The 16,699-nt window shown below is 68.3% G+C and carries 15 protein-coding genes; 8 read left to right on the top strand and 7 right to left on the bottom strand.

All coding sequences use genetic code 11. The annotated features are described in order from the left end of the window. The first annotated feature begins 3 nt into the window (after window positions 1-3). Window positions 4-2,106, top strand: a complete 2,103-nt coding sequence (gene pbpC, locus D3877_RS10520) for a penicillin-binding protein 1C (RefSeq protein WP_238474818.1) — start codon at window positions 4-6, stop codon at window positions 2,104-2,106. 6 nt (window positions 2,107-2,112) lie between these two features. Here pbpC and D3877_RS10515 read toward each other — a convergent pair whose 3' ends face one another. Then, entirely contained in the window at window positions 2,113-2,334 is a 222-nt protein-coding gene (locus tag D3877_RS10515) for a hypothetical protein (RefSeq protein ID WP_119830530.1), read from the bottom strand. A gap of 178 nt (window positions 2,335-2,512) precedes the next feature. On the opposite strand from D3877_RS10515, the gene D3877_RS10510 reads away from it, so the two are divergent. After that, window positions 2,513-2,917: a hypothetical protein gene (locus D3877_RS10510; protein WP_119830529.1), complete on the top strand. Its 405-nt coding sequence runs from the start codon at window positions 2,513-2,515 to the stop codon at window positions 2,915-2,917. Window positions 2,918-2,987: 70 nt separating this feature from the next. Then, window positions 2,988-4,520 carry a multicopper oxidase family protein gene (locus D3877_RS10505; protein WP_119830915.1) on the top strand — a complete coding sequence of 511 codons (1,533 nt, stop codon included), beginning with the start codon at window positions 2,988-2,990 and terminating at the stop codon, window positions 4,518-4,520. A 6-nt stretch (window positions 4,521-4,526) separates the two neighbouring features. Here D3877_RS10505 and D3877_RS10500 read toward each other — a convergent pair whose 3' ends face one another. After that, window positions 4,527-4,742: a SlyX family protein gene (locus tag D3877_RS10500; protein ID WP_119830914.1), complete on the bottom strand. Its 216-nt coding sequence runs from the start codon at window positions 4,740-4,742 to the stop codon at window positions 4,527-4,529. 88 nt (window positions 4,743-4,830) lie between these two features. Continuing rightward, window positions 4,831-6,120, bottom strand: coding sequence for an Nramp family divalent metal transporter (locus D3877_RS10495; RefSeq protein ID WP_238474817.1), 1,290 nt, complete (start codon window positions 6,118-6,120; stop codon window positions 4,831-4,833). A gap of 350 nt (window positions 6,121-6,470) precedes the next feature. Here D3877_RS10495 and D3877_RS10490 point away from each other — a divergent pair, with 350 nt between their 5' ends. After that, window positions 6,471-7,568, top strand: a complete 1,098-nt coding sequence (locus tag D3877_RS10490) for an Acg family FMN-binding oxidoreductase (RefSeq protein WP_119830527.1) — start codon at window positions 6,471-6,473, stop codon at window positions 7,566-7,568. Here D3877_RS10490 and D3877_RS10485 read toward each other — a convergent pair. The 3 genes from D3877_RS10485 to D3877_RS10475 all read right to left on the bottom strand — a co-directional run bounded on the left by D3877_RS10485 (window position 7,565) and on the right by D3877_RS10475 (window position 10,219). Continuing rightward, window positions 7,565-8,767: a THUMP domain-containing class I SAM-dependent RNA methyltransferase gene (locus tag D3877_RS10485; RefSeq protein ID WP_119830526.1), complete on the bottom strand. Its 1,203-nt coding sequence runs from the start codon at window positions 8,765-8,767 to the stop codon at window positions 7,565-7,567. The genes D3877_RS10490 and D3877_RS10485 overlap by 4 nt on opposite strands. A 68-nt stretch (window positions 8,768-8,835) precedes the next feature. Then, window positions 8,836-9,852 (bottom strand): cation diffusion facilitator family transporter, encoded by a 1,017-nt coding sequence (locus tag D3877_RS10480; RefSeq protein ID WP_119830525.1) that lies wholly within the window; start codon window positions 9,850-9,852, stop codon window positions 8,836-8,838. Next, complete coding sequence (locus tag D3877_RS10475) at window positions 9,839-10,219, bottom strand: hypothetical protein (protein WP_119830524.1); 381 nt, start codon at window positions 10,217-10,219, stop codon at window positions 9,839-9,841. The genes D3877_RS10480 and D3877_RS10475 overlap by 14 nt, the downstream gene beginning before the upstream one ends. 182 nt (window positions 10,220-10,401) lie before the next feature. On the opposite strand from D3877_RS10475, the gene D3877_RS10470 reads away from it, so the two are divergent. Beyond that, entirely contained in the window at window positions 10,402-10,821 is a 420-nt protein-coding gene (locus tag D3877_RS10470; protein ID WP_119830523.1) for an OsmC family protein, read from the top strand. 17 nt (window positions 10,822-10,838) lie between these two features. Here the strand turns inward: D3877_RS10470 and sugE are convergent, their stop codons facing one another. Continuing rightward, window positions 10,839-11,156 carry a quaternary ammonium compound efflux SMR transporter SugE gene (sugE, locus tag D3877_RS10465; RefSeq protein ID WP_119830522.1) on the bottom strand — a complete coding sequence of 106 codons (318 nt, stop codon included), beginning with the start codon at window positions 11,154-11,156 and terminating at the stop codon, window positions 10,839-10,841. A gap of 494 nt (window positions 11,157-11,650) precedes the next feature. Between sugE and D3877_RS10460 the strand changes: the two genes are divergently transcribed. From D3877_RS10460 to D3877_RS10450, 3 genes are read left to right on the top strand one after another with little or no spacing between them, the layout of a single operon-like run. Beyond that, a complete protein-coding gene (locus D3877_RS10460) occupies window positions 11,651-11,959 on the top strand; it encodes an FAD assembly factor SdhE (RefSeq protein WP_119830521.1) in 309 nt (102 codons plus the stop codon). Between the two features lie 53 nt (window positions 11,960-12,012). Next, a complete protein-coding gene (gene mfd / locus D3877_RS10455) occupies window positions 12,013-15,636 on the top strand; it encodes a transcription-repair coupling factor (RefSeq protein WP_119830520.1) in 3,624 nt (1,207 codons plus the stop codon). After that, entirely contained in the window at window positions 15,633-16,667 is a 1,035-nt protein-coding gene (locus D3877_RS10450; RefSeq protein WP_238474816.1) for an ACT domain-containing protein, read from the top strand. Before mfd ends, D3877_RS10450 begins: the two co-directional genes overlap by 4 nt. Window positions 16,668-16,699 lie beyond the last annotated feature (32 nt).

Genomic DNA, 16,699 nt, shown 5'->3' with positions numbered 1-16,699 from the left:
GGCTTGCCGGGCTGGGGTTTGCGCGGGTGGGGTTTGCGGCGCCGTGGCCGCGTCGTCGCGGCGCTGGCCGTTCTGTCGGTCGGCGGGCTGGCGGGCGCGGCGCTGCTGCTCGACCGGCTGTGTCCGCCGCCGCTGGAGCGGTTGGCCGATCTGTCGGTGACGGTGGCCGACCGCAGCGGCCAGCCCCTGCGCGTCTACACCAACGCCGCCGGGGCGTGGCGCTTGCCGGTCGAGGCCGACGCGGTCGCCCCGCTGTTCCTCGATCTGCTGCTGGCCTATGAGGATCGGCGCTTCTACCGCCACGCCGGGGTTGATCCGCTGGCGGCGCTCCGCGCGTTCGGCCAGAATCTCGGGGCCGGGCGGGTGGTGTCGGGGGCGTCCACCCTGACCATGCAGGTCGCCCGCCTGTTGGAGCCGCGCCCACGCAGCCTGTCGGCCAAGCTGATCGAGGCGGCGCGCGCCGCGCAATTGGAATGGCGCTACGACAAGCGGGCGATTTTGGGGATGTATCTGACGCTGGCCCCCTATGGCGGCAACGTCGAGGGCGTCCGCGCCGCCGCGCTCACCCTGTTCGGCAAAGCGCCGACCGAGCTGGACGCGGCGGAGGCCGCCTTGCTGGTCGCGCTGCCGCAATCGCCGAGCCGTTTGCGCGCCGACCGTTTCCCCGAACGGGCGCGGATAGCGCGCGACAAGGTGCTGGACCGCGCGGTCGAAGCGGGCGCTCTCTCGGCCAAAGCGGCGGCGGAGGCGAAGACGGAGCCGGTTCCGTCGGTCCGCCAACCGCTGCCCGCCTCCGCCCCCCATCTGGCCGACGCGCTGCGGGCGCGGCGCTCCGGCGAAACGATCCTGACGACGACCGTGGATGGCGGGCTGCAACGGGCGGTCGAGGCGCTGGCCCGGCGGGAGGTCGCGCCGCTGAACCAGCGGGCCGGGATGGCGGCGCTGGTGGTGGACAACCGGACCCGCGCGGTTCTGGCCTATCTCGGCAGTTCCGACGCGCTGGACGAGGACCGGCGCGGCCCGATCGACATGGTGCGGGCGGTGCGCTCGCCGGGGTCGGCGCTGAAACCCTTCATCTATGGGCTGGGCTTTGACGATGGCCTGATCCACCCCTTGACCCAAGTGGCCGACGTCTCCACCCGCTTTGGCGATTACGCCCCGCGCAACTTCGACCGGGGATTCACCGGCGATCTGACCATCGAGGAGGCGTTGCAGCGCTCGCTGAACATCCCGGCGGTGCTGGTGCTCGACCGGGTCGGGCCGCTGCGCTTCGCCGACGCGCTGCGTCGGGTCGGGGCGCGGCTGGTTCTGCCGTCGCGCAACGCGGTTCCGGGGCTGCCGGTGGCGCTGGGCGGCGCGTCGATCAATTTGTGGGACATGACGACGCTCTACAGCGGCTTGGCGCGCGGCGGCATGGTCGCCCCGCTGCGGCTTCAGCCCGACGCGGCGGAAGAGGGGGGCGTCCGGCTGCTCTCCCCCTCGGCGGCGCAGCAGGTGCGGGCGATTCTGGAAGGCTCCCCGCCGCCGCCCGGAATCGTCCAGGCGCAGGCGTTGCGCGGGGCCGGTCCCATCGCCCTGAAGACGGGGACCAGCTACGGCTTTCGCGACGCCTGGGCCTTTGGCGTGACGGAGCGTTACACCGTCGGCGTCTGGGTCGGTCGCCCGGACGGCACGCCCAGCCCCGACCGCTATGGCCGCAACACGGCGGCCCCGCTGCTGTTCCAACTGTTCGATCTGCTGCCCGCCGACCGTGGCCGTCCCGCCGGTCCCGTCACCGCCGAAGCGCCGCCGGAGCTGCTGCGCCGTTTGCAGGCGGGCGAGTCCGGGCAAGCGGTTGGAGTGCGCCAACCCGACCGGCTGCGGCTGGTGTTTCCCGGCGGCGACATGGTGGTGGAGGCGTTGGGGCCGGATGGCCGGGCCGATCCGCTGACCTTCTCGGCCACGGGCGGGCGGCGTCCGCTGTCCTGGTTGATCGACGGGCGGCGCATCGCCCTGTCGCCCATCGCCCGCGAGGTGGTGTGGCGGCCCGAAGGACCGGGGCCGGTGCGCGTCACCGTGCTGGACGCGGATGGGCGCAGCGACAGCGCCCTGGTGGATGTGCGGTGATGAAACTCAGGAGGCTTTGAGCAGCGCGCGCGCGCGCCGGGGCGCCGGGGCGGTCTCGCCTTGCGACAGGCTCCACACCCGTGAACGGACGCGCATCTGCTTCTGGCAATCGGGCGAGCAGTAAAGCGGCGCCGGTCCCCGCAGCGACGGGCGGACGAACGGACGACCGCAGCAGGCGCAGTGCAGTTGACGGGTTGGGATCGGACCCTTGCGGGCGGAACTGGACATGACGAGCAAAGGCTGTGGTTTCAAGAGACCCGCAATATAGGCGCGGACTGTTTCATTTTCATGCTCGGGAAAACGCCTATCACCAATCGGTTCACCGCATGGCCGAAGGGCAGGGGCGGTTGACCCGCCGGGCGGATGGGCCTATGTGACGAAGGGGAAAGACCGGAGAAACGCGCGGATGCGGCTGGGTTCGTGGTTCGGACGGCTGGGGGCGGCGGCGGCGCTGATGATCGCGCTGGCGCTGGGCTTTGCCCTGTGGTCCGGCCCGGCTTTGGCGGGCAATGTCTCGCAGGACGGTCATGCGGGGCATCATCACGCGGTCAGCGTCCCGGTTTCGGTCGAGGCGGCCATGGTCCGTGTTTGGGCCGGAGAGATGGACCGCGCGCCCTGCCACACGGCTCCCGCCCCTTCGGTTCCGCCTTGCTGCGCCGGGGCCAACTGTTTGTCCATGCATGTCGGACTGATGGTCGTCGGCCTGTTTCCGCTGATGGCGGGGGTGGGCGCGCCGGATCGTCCGGCGGCTGGGCCGTTGTTCGCGGGGGTCGCGGCGCCGCCCGATCTGCCGCCGCCGCGACGGGGATGAAGCGCCGCGCGCGACCCGCGTCGGGTTCCGCGCCTCTCTTACTCCCCATCCCTGTTTGCCGGAGGCCATCATGGCTCTCACCGTTTCCCGCCGTCGTCTGCTGACGGCGTCGGCGCTCGTTGGTTCCGCCGTGCTTTTGCCCGCCTTGCCGCGCCGCGCCTTGGCCGCGTCGGCCACCGAGTCCCAAACTCCTGTCCGTCTGACGGTTGAACGCCGCGTGTTGGAGGTGAAGGGCAAGGCCGCGACCATGTTCGGCATCCGCCAGCCCAACGGAACCGCCGGGCTGGTCCTGGATCCGGGGCAGCGCTTCCGCGTCGATCTCGCCAACCGGGCGGGCGAGGACACGATCATCCACTGGCACGGCCAGACGCCGCCCTATGTTCAGGACGGGGTGGTGGACGTCAACCGCCCGGCGATCCGCGATGGAGCGTCGGCCTCCTATGATTACGCGGCGCGGCCCGGCACCCACTGGATGCACTCGCATCTGGGTTTGCAGGAACAGCGGCTGATGGCCGCTCCGTTGATCGTCCGCACGGACGAGGATCTCCGCGCCGATGAGCAGGAGGTGGTGATCCTGCTGCACGACTTCACCTTTCGCGACCCGGCGGACTTGCTGGCCGGGCTGACCGGCGGCGCGATGGCGATGGAGCATGGCGCGATGGGGCATGGCGGGATGAACGCCGGAACCATGGATCACAGCGCCATGGGGCATGGCGCGGCGAAAGCGGCTCCGCCTGTGGGTCATTCGATGTCTGGGCATGCGATGGCCGGTCATTCCATGCCCGGCATGGACATGAACGATGTGGAGTATGACGCCTATCTCGCCAACGACCGCACGCTCGACGACCCGGAGGTGCTGCGGGTGGAGCGGGGCGGGCGGGTGCGGCTGCGCCTCATCAACGGCGCGACCTCGACGGCCTTCCACATCGATTTGGGGGCTTTGACCGGACAGGTGATCGCGGTGGACGGTTCGCCGGTTCAGCCGGTGACGGGCAACCGTTTCGGCATGGCGATGGGCCAGCGGCTGGACATTCGTCTGACTCTGCCCGCCGAAGGGGGAGCCTTCCCCATTCTGGCGCTGCGCGAGGGGGCGGCGGAGCGCACCGGGATCATCCTGGCGACCGCCGGGGCGGCGGTGGGCAAGCTGTCGGGCCTGTCAATGGCGGCCAGCGGCGCGCTCGATCTGGCGCTGGAGCGGTCCTTGACCGCCGTGACGTCGCTGGCCGCTCGTCCGGCGGATCTGACGGGGCGGGTGCGGCTGACCGGCTCGATGACGCCCTACGCCTGGAGCCTCGACGACCGGGCGTTCGGCACGCACGCGCCCTCGCGCGTCTCGCCGGGGCAGCGGGTGGTTCTGACGTTCGAGAACGCGTCGGACATGTCTCATCCGATGCATCTGCACGGCCATCATTTCCAGGTGGTCGCCATCGACGGGCGGCCCTTCGCCGGGGCGGTGCGCGACACCGTGCTTGTGCCGGTGAACGGGACTGTCACCGTCGCCTTTGACGCCGACAATCCGGGGCGCTGGCCGCTGCACTGCCACAATCTGTTGCACATGGCGACCGGCATGATGACGGAGTTGGTCTATGACGGTTACGCCTGACCGGGGTCAGTAATGGGGCGGGGGCCGGTCGTCTTGTGGGGAGCGGCCCCCGCTGAATTCAGCGTCGGCCAACTGGTCGCGCAGGCGGCGCAACTGTGCGGTCATGCGGTCGATCATCTGGCCTTGCTGGAAGATCACCTGAGACATCTCCTCGGCCATGCGCTCGTGATGGGCGACGCGGCTTTCCAGATCGGTCAGGCGCAGTTCAAGGGCGGGGTCCATGGCGGCGGGATCCAGTCGGTGGCGGAGAGCGGGCGGCAAGATGGACCATTCCCCGCCCCCCGTCACCCGCTTGTTTTGAGCGCCGGGCTTACGACGTCAGCGCCGTGGTTCCGGCCATCCAACCGGACAGGCCGGTCAACACCAGAGCCAGGATGTTGGCGAAGCGCAGGGTCAGCGGGGCCATGGCCAACCCGCCCATCACGTCGCGGTCGCGCAGCAACAGCAGCATCGGCAGCAGGATGAAGGGCAGGGTCAAGGCCAAGACCACCTGACTCATCACCAGCAACTCATCGACCGCGCCATCGCCCGCGCTCCCCAAAATCGCCAAGGCCGGGACCAGGGCCGCGCTGCGGGTGATGGCGGCGCGGACCAGCGGGCGCAGACGGATGTCGAGAAAGCCCTCCGTCACGATCTGCCCGGCCATGGTTCCGGTGGTGGTGGAGCTTTGCCCGGCGGCCAGCAAGGCGACGGCGAAGATCAACGCCGCGCCGCCGCCGATGTTGCCGCTCAGCAGGGCGTGCGCGTCTTCGATGCCGGGGACGGCGCCGGTGGCGGCGACGTCCTGGAAGGCGACGGCGGCCACCGCCAAAATCGCCCCGTTCACCAGCCCGGCCAGCGCCAGCGCGGCGGTCAGATCAATGGTCAGCCAACGGGCGGCGCGCCGCCGTTCGGCGTCACTCGCCTCCGCCGCCAACCGCGAGCGGACCAGACCGGAGTGCAGGAACAGATTGTGCGGCATGACGGTCGCGCCGACGATGCCCAGCGACAAATACAGCATCTCCGGGTCACGGGCCATGTCCAGGCTGGGAACCAAACCGGCCAACAGCGCGCCCGCGTCGGGCTTGGCGATCAACAGCTCCCAACCGAAACAGACCACCACCACCGCCATCAACACGCCGACCACCAGCTCCGGCGCCCGGCCCCGCGCGCCCGGCAACGCCAGAATGGCGAAGGTGGCCGCCGCCGCGATCAACACGCCGCCCAAAATCGGCACGCCGAACAGCAGTTTCAAGGCGATGGCGCTGCCCAACAGTTCGGCCAGATCGGTGGCGACCATCGCCAGTTCCGACACGCCCCAGATCGCCAGCGACACCGGGCGGGGAAAGCGGTTGCGGATCAACCGGGCCAAATCCTGGCCGCTCGCCAACGTCAGCCGGACGATCAGCGCTTGCAGAAACATCCCGGCCAGACTGGCGAGCAGCACGGCGGCCAGCAGCGCGAAGCCAAAGCGCGACCCGGCGGCGATGTCGGTCGCCCAATTGCCCGGATCCATATAGCCGACGGCGACGACGAAGCCCGGTCCCATCATCGTCCAAAACCGGCGCGGCGGAGCCGAAGCGGGGGCGGGGCGTCCTGCGGTGGGGGAGAAAGCGGTCACGCTGGAAACTCCTGAACGACGCTGGCGACGGTCGTGGGACATGGGCGATGGACCAAAGATGGGCGCGCCAACGGCAAAGGTCTAATTGATTGTTTTTCGGGGACCGATAGGTTTTGGCTATTCCTTATCAGTTGCGAGTAACTCTTAATATCATAAATTACGGAGGAAACCCACCGTTGAAAAAAGCTTGGAGACGGATCAACGCGCTCTAAAATGGAAATTCCTTGTTCACGCGCATGACCATTCCGCGTGAGTGAATTCCGAACCGAGAAGGCTGACGGTCGATTGCTGTAAGCCATTTGCTCATGGCTATGCTTGGCGTTTGGCCGGGAGTGGGAAGGGGGACGGACATGGTCAACCGACGGTCAATTCTGTTGGGTGGGGGCGTTGTCGCGGTCGCGGCGGCGGGCGGGGCGTACGCCGCCCTGCAAAACATGGGGTCGATGACGGATTACAACGATTCCGTCGCTGAAACGCGCGCGGCCCTGGTGGAGGCGCCCGAGGCGCGCGATTTCATCCGTTGCGCGACGCTGGCGGCCAACAGCCACAACACGCAACCGTGGCGTTTCAAGGTCCATCAAGGCCGCATCGACATCCTTCCAGATTTGACGCGGCGCTTGGCCGCCGTCGATCCGGACGACCATCATCTGTTCGCAAGTTTGGGCTGCGCGGCGGAGAATCTGGCGATCGCAACCGCGATGCGCGGGAAATCGGGTCCGATCCGCTTCAACCCCTTGGATGGCGGCGCTGTCTCCCTCGCCTTCGGCAACGGCTCGACGGGAGAGGCGGCTCTTTTTGACGCGATCCCGAAACGGCAATCAACGCGGGGCGATTTTGACGGCAGGCCGGTCAGCGCCGATGATCTGGCCATGCTTGCCAGGGCGGCGGCGCTTCCGGGCGTCGATCTGGTCTTGGTGACGGAACGCGCCCAGATCGACCGGATCCGCGATCTGGTGATCGCGGGCAACAGCGCGCAAATGGCGGACCCGTCGTTCCTGCGGGAGCTGAAGAGCTGGCTTCGCTTCAGCCCGCGTCAAGCGATTGAGACGGGCGATGGCCTGTTCAGCGCGACAAGCGGCAATCCCGCGCTTCCCGCTTGGCTTGGCCCGCTTCTGCTTGATTTTGTCTTCAAGGCGGACGCGGAGAACGCCACATACGCCCGTCAGATCGCGTCGTCCGCTGGCGTCGCGGTGTTCGTCGCCCAAAAGAACGATCCTGAGCATTGGGTTCTGGCCGGGCGCGCGTGCCAACGCTTTGCCTTGCAGGCGACGGCGCTGGGCATGAAACACGCCTTCATCAACCAGCCGGTCGAGGTTCCCAGCCTCCGGCCCGAACTCGCGGCGCTCGTCGGCGTATCGGGGCGCCGCCCTGACCTTGTCATGCGTTTCGGCTACGGCCCCGCGCGGCCTTTTTCCGCGCGGCGGCCCGTCGCGGCGGTTCTGGCTTAGGCGGTCAAACCTGAAGCCACGTCTTCGGGGGTGGCTTCCGGCTCCACCAATTCGATTGCCGTCGCCTCGGTCGGCAAAGCCCCCGTGGTGTGGAGCGCCACGCGCAGGCCGCCGTTGGTGAAGGACAGCGGGGTGGGGGCGAAGGGCAGGCCGGTGGCGCGGGCCAGGGCGGCGTCGCTTGTCACCACGGCCACGCGCCAGCCGCCGAAGCGGGCCAGCAGGGTGCGGCCCAGCGCTTGATACAGCGGGAACAGCGCCTTGGGGTCGCCAATGCGCGCGCCATAGGGCGGGTTGACGATGACCAGACCCGGCGGGCCGTCCGGGCGGGGCAGATCGCTGACGGCGTGCTGGTCGAACTGGACCCAATCGGCCACCCCGGCCTTCTCGGCGTTGGCGCGGCTCATGGCGATGGCGCCGCCGTCGCGGTCGCTGCCGTAAAAGCGTTGGGTGGGGGGAGTGGCGGGAGTGGCGGCGCGCATCCGCTCCCACACCGCCGGGTCGAAGCTGGCAAAGCGTTCAAAGGCGAAGCTGCGGGTGCGGCCCGGATTGAGACCGGCGGCGATCTCCGCCGCTTCGATGACGAAGGTGCCCGACCCGCACATGGGATCGACCACGGGTTCCAGCCCGTCGTAACCGCTCAGGCGCAAAAGCTGCGCGGCCAGCGTTTCCCGCATCGGGGCCTTGTGGACGGCGTCCTTGTGGCCGCGCTTGTGCAGGGATTCGCCCGACGTGTCGAGGCTGATGGTGCAGAGATCGTCGTCGATCCGCACCTTGACGCAGATGTCCGCCTCGGCGGAGATCGGCGCGCCGAGAGTCTCGGCGATGGCCCGCTCGATCCGCTGCGTCGCCGCCCCGGCGTGGTAGATGCGCGACGCCTTGCAGGAGGCCTCCACCCGCACCGGAACGTCGGCGCGCAGCGTGTCGCCCCAGGCCACGCGGCGCGCCCGCTTGTCGAGCTGGGCCAGATGCAGGGCGCGGAAGGAGGCGATGCGGGCGAGCACGCGGGTGGCGCCGCGCAGCTCCAGATTGGCCCGCCACACCTCCGGCCAGCCGCCGGTGACGGTGACTCCGCCCCTGATGGCGACCGCGTCGGCGAAACCCTTGGCTTGGGCCTCCGCCAGCAGGGCGGGTTCCAGACCGGGGGCGGTCACAAGGAAAAGTTCCAGAAGATCGGCGGGGGTGGGGGCGGTTGTCGTCATCCCCCTACATAGCCCGCCTGCGGACGGCCATCGACAGAATTCTGCCGACCCTCACGCCCTATCGACCCTTACACCACGTCGGGCGGGGCCAAGCGGCAGAAGGCGCCGTCGCGCTCCACCTGCACGGTGGAATGGCCGATGCCGAAGCGCTCCTTCAGGGTCTTGGCGACGCTGTCGAGCAGGCTGTCGTCCGGGGCGTCGCCGGGGCGGACCAGATGGGCGGTCAGGGCGGTTTCGGTCGTGCTGATCGGCCAGATGTGCAGGTCGTGCACGGCGGTCACGCCCGGCAGCCCGGCGAGGTAGCGCTCGACCGAGGGGTGATCGACCCCGTCCGGCACGGCGGCCAGCGCCAGCCGGGTGGAATCGCGCAGCAGGCCCCAGGTGCCCACGGTGATGACGGCGGCGATGACCAGACTGGTCGCCGGATCCAACCATTGCCAGCCGGTCAAACCGATCGAAGCGGCGGCGAGCACCACGCCCAGCGACACCGCCGCGTCGGCGGCCATGTGCAGATAGGCGCCCTTGATGTTGATGTCCTGGTGGCGTCCGCCCATGAACAACAGCGCGGTGAAACCGTTGATGGCGATGCCGATACCGGCGACGATCATCACCGTGGTTTCGGCCACCGGCTCCGGCGCGCTCAAACGGCTGATGGATTCCAGGGTGATGGCGCCAACGCCAATCAGCAGGATCATGGAGTTGAGCAGCGAGGCGAGGATCGACGCGTTGCCCAATCCATAGGTGTAGCGCCCGTTCGGCGCCCGCCGTCCCATCCACACCGCCGCCCAGGCGATCAACAACCCCATGACGTCGCCCAGATTGTGCCCGGCGTCGGCCAGCAGCGCGGTGGAGTTGGCCATCAGGCCATACACCGCCTCGACCACGACAAAGCCGATGTTCAGCGCCGCGCCCAACGCGAAAGAACGGTCGTAGGAGACCGGGCCGTGGTGATGGCCGCCGCCCAACCCGCCATGCGAGTGGCCACCGTGGGAGTGGCCCGCATGCGGCTTGGCGTGGCTGTGACCGGCGTGGGCGTCGTCGGCGCCATGATCGTGGCCGCAAGCGTGATCGTCACCATGCGGCATGGATCAAACCCTTGACGGTTGTGGCGGGCATCGGATTTGTCGGCTGTGTCGTGGCTTTCTCGCCCATGCCATGCCACGCCCAACTGTAGCCAGCGTAGGCGGCGATGTAGGCGACGCCCGCGCCGCAGCCGATGGTGGCGGACGCGGCGACCGCCGACACGGCGACGGAGGTGGCGACCCCGCTGTTGACCAAGGGCATCAGGATCAACCCGCTGGTCAGCCCGCTGACGGTGGCCCCGCTGAGGCAGGAGATGACCGCCTGTTCGGTGAAGGTCGGGACCTCTTGCGCTTGGGCGGCGCCGACGGTCAGAGTTCCGGCGAGAACGAGCGGCAGGGCAACGGCGGTGGTCAGAAAGCGGCGCATCATTGCACCTCCGGGAACGGATGGGCGGTCGGTCGGGGCGGGCGACCGGACTCTGTCGGCATTATCGCCAGCCATTGCGGCGCGGCAAGGGCAAAGCGTTGCCGAACCGCCGCCGCTCCGCTTAGTGTCGTCGCGCGGACGGGCGATGAGGCCCGTCAACCGATTGTTTTGGGAGAGTGTGGATCATGAAAGCGCGCGTCGCCTGGGTGGACGGCAAGATGTTCGTCGGCGAATCCGGCAGCGGTCATGCCGTGGTGATGGATGGCGCCCCGGAATCCGGTGGGCGCAACATGGGGATTCGCCCCATGGAAATGCTGTTGATCGGTATGGGCGGGTGCAGTTGCTTCGACGTGGTGATGATCCTGGAAAAGGGCCGTCAGGCGATCACCGACTGCGTCGCCAGCATCGAGGCCGAACGCGCCGAGACCGACCCGAAGGTCTTCACCAAGATCCACATGCGCTTCACCGTGACCGGGCGCGGGTTGGACCCGGCCAAGGTGGAGCGGGCCATCGCCCTGTCGGCGGAAAAATACTGTTCCGCCTCCATCATGCTGGGGCAGACGGCGACGATCACCCATGATTTCGAGGTGGTCGAAGCCCCCTGACGCGGAAGCCGGGCGCGTCAGCCCGGCAACAGCTTCAGCCCGACGATTCCCCCGGCGATGGCCGCGATGCACAACAGCCGCGCGGCCCCCGCCGGTTCGCCGAACAGAATCATCCCCAACGCCGCCGTGCCGACCGTGCCGATCCCCGTCCACACCGCGTAAGCGGTGCCCAGCGGCAGGCTTTTCAAGGCGTAGCCCAACAACAGAACGCTGACGAGCATCGCCGCGCCCGTCCACAGGCTGGGCCAGAATTTGCTGAAGCCTTCGGTGTGTTTCAGGCCAACGGCCCAGCCGATTTCAAACAATCCGGCGAAGAACAACGCAACCCACGCCATGACGGCGCCTCCGTCTGTCTTGGAAGGCAGGGCCGTCCCCGCGCGTTTTGGCGATCCCGTTTGGCGCGCGGGGTCGTCCCCGCCGGGCTGACCGTTGCATGTGGGGCGCGCCGCCCGCCGGGTCAAGCGGCTGGGTAAGCGACGCCAAGGCAATCGCTCGAACACGCTGTTGGCGATCCCGAGGCAAATTTTGACACGGATTTCACGAATTCTCACACGGATTTCACGGACGTCTTATTTGGACCAAGGCCCACGGCGTCGAAAGCTTCGCTCATTGACAGACAGCCGTGAAATCCGTGCGTCAGTCCGTGAAATCCGTGTCAAATCTTGTCAGACATCCCCGATCTCTTTGTTCAAGCGATCCCCAGCCCGCCGCGCGCAAGCGGTTGCATCGCCGACGCGGCCCGTGCAGGATGGGGTTCCTGAATGGTTCCCCCTTTCGCGCCTCCGGCCAACGCTGTGGGCGGCGGCAGGGCTTTCGATGTTGAGACAGAATGACCGATCAAGCCCACGCCATGGCGGACGCCGCCGAGAACGCTGTTGAAGACCGCCGCAAGCGGCTGCGCTTCCGGTCCTGGCATCGCGGGATGCGGGAGATGGATTTGCTGATCGGCAGCTTCGCCGACACCCATGTCGGCGGGTTCGACACCCCGATGCTCGACCGTTACGAGGCGCTGTTGGAACTGAGCGACCCTGATCTCTACAACTGGATGTCGGGGCGCGAGCCGGTGCCGGTCGAGCATGACAACGACATCATGAAGTTGCTGGTCGCCTTCCGCTACACCCCGCGTCAAGGCTCCTGACGCGCGCAAACGCGCCGGTCCGGTCCTTATTCGCGTTTGTTGAGGCTTCTCCCTTGGTCAGTTTCGATCTCCAGCCCGGTCGCGCCGCCCGTCTTCTGATTGGCGGCGCGCCGGAAGGGCAGGACGCCCGCATCCTCGCCGAACTCGCCAAGAAGGCGGGGTCTTACGGGCTGCTCCATGTGGCGCTTGACGACACGCGCGCCGCCTTGCTGACGGAGGCGCTGGCCTTCTTCGCGCCGGGGCTGGAGGTGCTGACCTTCCCCGCCTGGGATTGCCTGCCCTATGACCGGGTGTCGCCCAACGGCGGCATCGTCGCCAAGCGCATCGACACGCTGACCCGTCTGCTGGCCCGTCAGGGAACGCCGCCCAAGGAAGGCTGGAAGCCGCTGGTGGTGCTGACCACGGTCAACGCCGTTCTGCAAAAGCTGCCGCCGCGTTCGGCCTTCAAGGACGCGGTGTTCACGGCCAAGCTGCGTGACCGGATCGACCTGGAAAAGCTGCAACGCTATCTGACCGGCAACGGCTACACCCGCGCCCAGACGGTGCGGGAGGCGGGCGAGTTCGCCGTTCGCGGCGGCATCATCGACCTGTTCCCGCCCGGCTCCGACGAGCCGCTGCGCCTTGATTTGTTCGGCGACGAGCTGGAGGGGGTGCGCGCCTTCGACCCGATGAGCCAGCGCACCACCGAAAAGCGCGACCGGGTCGAGCTGAAACCGATGTCGGAGGTCTTCCTCGACGAGGCGGGGATCGCCCGCTTCCGGTCCGGCTACCGCGAACTGTTCGGGGCCGTCACCGGCGACGATCCGCTGTATGAAGCGATTTCGGCGGGCCGTTCCTATGGCGGGATGGAGCATTGGCTGCCGCTGTTCCATCACAGCCTGGACACTTTGTTCGATTATCTGCCGCGCGGCATCGTCTCGCTCGACCATCAGGCGGTGGAATCGCGCGACGAGCGCATCGCCCAGATCGTCGATTTCCACAACTCCCGCGACGGCATGATGTCGATTGAAAAGCGGGCGGGGGCGCCGGTCTACAAGCCGATTCCCGTCGCGGCGCTGTTTCTCGACGCGCTGGGCTGGGACGCGCTGTTGGGCGAACGGGCGGTGGCGCAGTTGCAGCCCTTCGCCGTGCCGCCGGGCGTCAAGGGAACCTCCGACGCGGGCGGCAAGCGCGGTCATGATTTCGCCGAGGAGCGCAACCGACCCGACGTCAACGTCTTCGACGCGGTGAAGGACCACATCGGGGCATTGCGCGCCGACGGGCGACGGGTGCTGATCGCCGGTTATTCGGCGGGGTCGAGCGACCGTCTGTCCGGCGTGCTGGCCGACCATGGCATCCCCGGTTTGGAGCCGGCCAACAGCATGGCCGACGTCCGCGCCTTTGATCGCGGCGTCATCGGCGTGATCGTGCTGGGGATGGAGCATGGCTTCGTCTCCCCCGATCTGGCGGTCATCACCGAACAGGACATTCTGGGCGACCGTCTGGTGCGTCCGGTCAAGAAAAAGCGCAAGGCCGCCAACTTCATCGCCGAACATTCGGCGCTGCATGAGGGCGACATCGTCGTCCATATGGACCACGGCATCGGGCGCTACGACGGGTTGGAGACGCTGGAGGTCACGGGCGCGCCGCACGACTGCCTGCGCCTGATCTATGAGGGCGGCGACAAGCTCTATGTGCCGGTCGAGAACATCGAGGTTCTCTCGCGCTACGGCTCCGAAGACGCCAACGTCCAACTCGACAAGCTGGGCGGGGCCGGGTGGCAGGGCCGCAAGGCGCGGGTCAAGAAGCGGCTGAAGGACATGGCCGAGGCCCTGTTGAAGATCGCCGCCGAACGGATGCTGAAAAAGGCCGAGCCGGTGCTGACCCCGGAGGGCGTCTATCAGGAGTTCGCCGCCCGCTTCCCCTATCCCGAAACCGACGACCAGTTGAAGGCCATCGAGGACATCTTCAGCGATCTGGCCAGCGGTCGTCCGATGGACCGGCTGGTCTGCGGCGACGTCGGTTTCGGCAAGACCGAAGTGGCCTTGCGCGCCGCCTTCATGGTGGCGATGAGCGGCCAGCAGGTGGCCGTCGTGGTGCCGACGACTTTGTTGGCCCGCCAGCATTTCAAGACCTTCGCCGCCCGCTTCGCCGGTCTGCCGGTGCGCATCGTGCAACTGTCGCGCATGGTCACGGCCCGCGAGCAGACCTTGGCGAAAAAGGAGTTGGCCGACGGCGTGGCCGACATCGTCGTCGGCACCCACGCCCTGCTCGCCAAGGGGCTGGAGTTCAAGCGGCTGGGCATGGTCATCGTCGATGAGGAGCAGCATTTCGGCGTCAAGCAGAAGGAGCGGTTGAAGGAGCTGCGCGCCGACGTCCATGTGTTGACGCTCACCGCCACGCCGATTCCGCGCACCCTGCAAATGGCGCTGTCGGGGGTGCGCGAGCTGTCGTTGATCGCCACGCCGCCGGTGGACCGCTTGGCCGTGCGCACCTTCGTGCTGCCTTACGATCCGGTGGTGATCCGCGAGGCGATTTTGCGCGAGCATTACCGAGGCGGCCAATCCTTCTACGTCTGCCCACGCATCGAGGATTTGGCGGTGGTGGCCGAACGGGTGCGGGCGCTGGTGCCGGAGGTCAAGATCGTCACCGCCCACGGCCAGATGGCGGCGACCGAGCTGGAAGACGTGATGACCGCCTTCGACGAGGGCAAGTTCGAGGTGCTGCTCGCCACCAACATCATCGAAAGCGGCCTGGACATCCCCAACGCCAACACGCTGATCGTCCACCGCGCCGATCTGTTCGGGCTGGCCCAGCTTTACCAGATCCGGGGCCGCGTCGGTCGGTCGAAGAAGCGCGGCTACGCCTATCTGACCTACGCGTCGAACAAGCCGCTGAATTCCACGGCGCAGCAGCGCCTGCATGTGATCGAGACTCTCGACAGCCTGGGCGCCGGTTTCCAACTGGCCAGCCACGACATGGACATTCGCGGCGCCGGCAATCTGTTGGGCGAGGAGCAATCGGGCCAAGTCCGCGAGGTCGGCGTCGAGCTGTACCAGCAGATGCTGGAGGAGGCCGTCGCCCACGCCCGCGCCGCGATGCAGGAGGGGGCGGTCGCCGCCGCCGCCGCGATGGAATGGGTGCCGCAAATCAACCTCGGCACCCCGGTGTTGATCCCGGAAAGCTACGTCCCGGATTTGACGGTGCGTCTGTCGCTCTACCGCCGCATCGCCGATCTGGTGGATCGGGCGGAGGTGGACGGCTTCGCCGCCGAACTGATCGACCGCTTCGGCAAGCTGCCGGAGGAGGTGGACAATCTGCTCGACGTCGTCACCATCAAGCGTTTCTGCAAACAGGCGAACGTCGAACGGGTGGACGCCGGGCCGAAGGGGCTGGTGCTGACCTTCCATGGCAACAGCTACGCCGAACCGGCCAAGCTGTTGACCTACATCGCCCAGCATTTGACGCTGATGAAGCTGCGGCCCGACCACAAGCTGGTCTACAGCCGCGAATGGCCCGACGCCCAATCCCGCGTGCGCAGCGTGCAAAAGCTGGTGAAGGACATGGCGGAGATGGCGGCGGGCGGCGGGGTTCCGCGCGCCGACGTTCCGCCGCCGCCACCACCCCCGCCGCCGCCGCGCCCAACCGCGTTGAAGGCGGGGTCGCGCTTTGGCCGCCACATTCCGGGGCGGCGATGATGGACGCGCTGTCCCGCGCCGGTGAGTCCAGACCCGGTGAGTCCAGGGTCGGCGATCTGGCGGGGCGGCTGGCGCGGGGCGATCACCGGGGGGAGGGCGACGCGGCGTCGGTCGCCGCCGAGATCGCCGCCAACCCCGGCGCGCTGCCCGATCTGGTCGCCTGCCTGTTCAGCCGCAACGCCACCGTGCGGATGCGCGCGGCGGACGCCCTGGAACGTCTGTCGCGCGGCCATGGCGCGTGGCTCGATCCCTATGGCGAGCGGCTGTTGACCGAGGCGGCGGCCATCGACCAAGTGGAGTTGCGCTGGCGTCTCGTTCAGATCCTGCCGCGCCTGACCTTGAGCGACGACCAACGCCGCCGCGCCCTGCGCTGGCTGTCCGACTGGTTCGAGACCAGCCCGAGCCGCATCGTGCGCAGCAGCGCGCTTCAGGCCGTGGTCGATCTGGCCGAACGCGACGCCGATTTGCGGGCGACGGCGGCGGACATGCTGGGCCGCGCCATGCGGTCGGGCGTGCCCTCGCTGGCCGCCCGCGCCCGACGCATCCTGAAACCCTTCGAGGTGGACGAGGCGATTTTGACGGCGGCGCTGGTCCGCGAACCGACGGGGCTGAGCTTGACCGTGCTGGAGGATCGTCTGGCGGTGGCGCAACTGTCGCCGGGCGCGGGTCTGCCCGCGTGGCTGGACTGGAGCGATCCGCTGGTCGGGGCCACCCGGACCGGCGAAGCCCTGTCGATTTTGTGTCCTGAGGCGCGGATTCCGGCGACGGTCGCGGCGGATCGAGGGTGGCGGGCCTTCCGGGTCGAGGCCGCGAGCGTGGACGGGGCGGGCGATTCCGTCCTGTTCGGGGTGTTGGCGGCCATCGCCGCGCCCTTGGCCCAGGCGCAGATCGCCATTTTCGCCATGTCCACCGCCGCGTCGCACTATGTGCTGGTGCGCGCCGGGGATCTGGATCGGGCGGCGGCGGTCCTGGCGGCGAATTGCGAGGTCTGTTGGCCGGGGCAAGCGCTGGACGAGGCGATGGACGCCTGACGATGGCGCGTTTCCAGGTGCCGACTTCTCAG

It is taken from the genome of Azospirillum cavernae, assembly GCF_003590795.1.
Classification (GTDB): domain Bacteria; phylum Pseudomonadota; class Alphaproteobacteria; order Azospirillales; family Azospirillaceae; genus Azospirillum; species Azospirillum cavernae.
The sequence above is the reverse complement of the archived record's forward strand: the minus strand, read 5'-3'. Positions and strand labels throughout refer to the sequence as shown.

Coding starts and splice junctions, on each gene's coding strand:
- D3877_RS10515 (WP_119830530.1), bottom strand. CDS start 2,334: ATGTCCAGTTCCGCCCGCAAGGGTCCGATCCCAACCCGTCAACTGCAC.
- D3877_RS10510 (WP_119830529.1), top strand. CDS start 2,513: ATGCGGCTGGGTTCGTGGTTCGGACGGCTGGGGGCGGCGGCGGCGCTG.
- D3877_RS10505 (WP_119830915.1), top strand. CDS start 2,988: ATGGCTCTCACCGTTTCCCGCCGTCGTCTGCTGACGGCGTCGGCGCTC.
- D3877_RS10500 (WP_119830914.1), bottom strand. CDS start 4,742: ATGGACCCCGCCCTTGAACTGCGCCTGACCGATCTGGAAAGCCGCGTC.
- D3877_RS10490 (WP_119830527.1), top strand. CDS start 6,471: ATGGTCAACCGACGGTCAATTCTGTTGGGTGGGGGCGTTGTCGCGGTC.
- D3877_RS10485 (WP_119830526.1), bottom strand. CDS start 8,767: ATGACGACAACCGCCCCCACCCCCGCCGATCTTCTGGAACTTTTCCTT.
- D3877_RS10480 (WP_119830525.1), bottom strand. CDS start 9,852: ATGCCGCATGGTGACGATCACGCTTGCGGCCACGATCATGGCGCCGAC.
- D3877_RS10475 (WP_119830524.1), bottom strand. CDS start 10,219: ATGATGCGCCGCTTTCTGACCACCGCCGTTGCCCTGCCGCTCGTTCTC.
- D3877_RS10470 (WP_119830523.1), top strand. CDS start 10,402: ATGAAAGCGCGCGTCGCCTGGGTGGACGGCAAGATGTTCGTCGGCGAA.
- sugE (WP_119830522.1), bottom strand. CDS start 11,156: ATGGCGTGGGTTGCGTTGTTCTTCGCCGGATTGTTTGAAATCGGCTGG.
- D3877_RS10460 (WP_119830521.1), top strand. CDS start 11,651: ATGACCGATCAAGCCCACGCCATGGCGGACGCCGCCGAGAACGCTGTT.
- D3877_RS10450 (WP_238474816.1), top strand. CDS start 15,633: ATGATGGACGCGCTGTCCCGCGCCGGTGAGTCCAGACCCGGTGAGTCC.